Genomic DNA, 1,981 nt, shown 5'->3' with positions numbered 1-1,981 from the left:
CGTGCCCTCCGCCGAGCTCTCCCGCGGCCGCGGCGGCCCGCGCTGCATGAGCATGCCCTTCTGGCGCGAGGACCTCTAAGGTCTTCAAGGACCCGTACAGGTCATAATACATACATCTAGCTGCCATTAGATGTCTTCCATTGGGGCGGTGCGGGTTTTCGCACCGCCCCAATCTTGTATGAGGAACGTCAACACGGTTGGATGACTGCTTTTGTAAGGAGCTTGGCCATGGGCATCAAGACGATTGGCGTTGAGGAATGGCTCAACGTTTGGGAGAAGAGCGCTACGTGGGACATCGCCCAGTCGACGATCTCGTCGCTCACCATGGGCGAGCTGCGCGCGCTCGATGAGCAGGACGGCGCCACGTTCTACGAGCGCCTGGACCGCGAGAAGATGAACTACGGCTGGATCGAGGGTTCGCCGGAGTTTAAGGCTGAGGTTGCCAAGCTGTATCGTCGCGAGGTCAATCCCGATCACATTCTGCAGACCAATGGCTGCACGGGTGCGAACCTCAACGCCATCATGGCCGTGGTCGAGCCCGGCGACCACGTTATCGCCGAGTGGCCTACCTATGCGCCGCTCTATGAGATCCCACGTACGCTCGGCGCCGAGGTCGAGTATTGGGAGCTTCGCGAGGGGCTCGGATGGAAACCCGATATCGAACAGCTCAAGCGCCTCGTTCGTCCCAACACGAAGCTCATCTGCATCAACAACGCATCGAACCCCATCGGTACGGTGCTCGATGCCGATATGCTCGGCCAGATTGCCGAGATCGCCCGCTCGGTGGGCGCCTATGTGCTGTGCGACGAGGTGTACCTGCCGCTTGAGAACACCGAGGCCTTTATGTCGATGGCTGACGTGTACGAGAGGGCCATTGTCACCAACTCGTTGTCGAAGACCTATTCGACGCCTGCGGCACGCGTGGGCTGGGTCGTGGCAGACGAAGAGATATCCAACCGAATCCGCACCTATCGCGATTACACCATGATCTGCGGCGGTGTGTTCAACGACGCCCTGGCGACCTATGTGCTTGAGCACAAGGACAAGATCCTCGAGCGCAATCGCAAGATCGTGTTTGGCAACCGCGATATCGCGCAGGCTTGGATCGATACGCAGCATCGCGTTTCCTGGACGGCCCCACAGGGCGTGTCTACCTCGTTAATCCAGCTGGATATTCCCGAGGACGACGAGGAGTTCTGCAAGCGCCTGCTGGCCGAGAGGGGAGTGCTGCTGGTTCCCGGTAGCCGGTTTGAGCTTCCTTGCGGCGCTCGACTGGGTTACTGCGCAAGCGAAGATGTTCTTCGCGAGGGCCTGAGGCTTCTGGGTGAGGCTCTGGCCGAGTTCGATCGCTAGGATTCCGACGGCTCTCAAAGCCGATCAAATCTGTCTACGATTATCGATAACAGTTCCGTTTCCCATGAGGGGAGCGGGACTGTTTTTCTATACCGAGAAGTCAAGTTGTTACAAATGGGGCCGTAAAGCGAGCCGGTATCCGCTGGGCCTTATACTGAGTTTCCGGTGAACGGTATCAAGCGTCTGGTAAACGGTAATTTATTTACCAGAAATGAATAGGACAAACTTTTTTCTGAATAAAAATGAAAATGGTTGAGACGCGGTATGAACCGCTAGTTCTATTCATAGCTTTAGTGGAAATATGCAATTTGAGGATGGTTTAACAAAGTTAAGTTCCATTTGATTTTAGGATTGAAAACGCGTTTAAGCACGTAAATACGCTTTATTAAGATGAAGTGTGCCATGCGTGAAGTATATGTGTATGCCGTTCACCCCCTATAAAAAACCGTTCGGGGGCAAGGTGGAAGTATGGGCTGATTTTGGATATAAATATGTCGTCAGCAATAACGCCTCACACGGAGGGGCGCTAACGAATCGGCCCTGACAAGGGCCCGAAAGAAAGGTAGGAGGCCATGACGAAAGGTCTGCACGTGCCTTCCGAGATCGGCAAGCTCAGGAAGGTCTGCCT

At 55.3% G+C, this 1,981-nt stretch carries 2 protein-coding genes; both read left to right on the top strand.

Annotation, left to right across the window (positions count from 1 at the left end):
• On the top strand, nucleotides 1-79 hold a 79-nt coding region (locus GPK39_RS09240), incomplete at its 5' end, for an arginine deiminase family protein (RefSeq protein ID WP_195192534.1).
• Nucleotides 80-228: 149 nt separating this feature from the next.
• On the top strand, nucleotides 229-1,353 hold the full coding sequence (locus GPK39_RS09235; protein ID WP_215675189.1) for an aminotransferase: 1,125 nt from the start codon (nucleotides 229-231) through the stop codon (nucleotides 1,351-1,353).
• Nucleotides 1,354-1,981 lie beyond the last annotated feature (628 nt).

The sequence above is a fragment of the Collinsella aerofaciens genome (genome assembly GCF_018785245.1).
GTDB classification, from domain to species: Bacteria; Actinomycetota; Coriobacteriia; order Coriobacteriales; family Coriobacteriaceae; genus Collinsella; species Collinsella aerofaciens_AD.
This window is presented reverse-complemented; position numbering and strand designations above follow the sequence as displayed.

Bases quoted from the DNA above. Each gene is read 5' to 3' on its own strand.
- GPK39_RS09235 (WP_215675189.1), top strand. From the start codon at position 229: ATGGGCATCAAGACGATTGGCGTTGAGGAATGGCTCAACGTTTGGGAG.